We start from the raw sequence: 245 nt of genomic DNA, 5'->3' as shown, positions 1-245 counted from the left end.
CAGGTTGCGCAGCATGCCCGCTGTCGCACCCCAGATGAAGTGGTAGCCGCCGTCAGCCTTGCGATATGGCATCGCGTAAAAACGACGCACGCGATCATCCCAGCGCAACTCACGCACTTCGTGATTGGCCGGGTCCATCAGGAACGCGAGCGGTACCTCGAACACCTCGGCCACTTCGCTTGGGTCCGGATGCAGCGTGAAGTCGGGCGTCAGCAGCCCGACAATGGGGCTCACATGAAAGCCCG

Annotated in this window: 1 protein-coding gene; it reads right to left on the bottom strand. The window is 62.4% G+C overall.

Annotation, left to right across the window (positions count from 1 at the left end; genetic code table 11):
* The coding region (locus RVY79_RS21100; RefSeq protein ID WP_317466563.1) for a CoA pyrophosphatase at positions 1-245 on the bottom strand (245 nt) is incomplete at both ends.

Origin of the sequence: Chromohalobacter sp. HP20-39 (genome assembly GCF_033052815.1) — a bacterium.
GTDB lineage: Bacteria > Pseudomonadota > Gammaproteobacteria > Pseudomonadales > Halomonadaceae > Chromohalobacter.
This window is presented reverse-complemented; position numbering and strand designations above follow the sequence as displayed.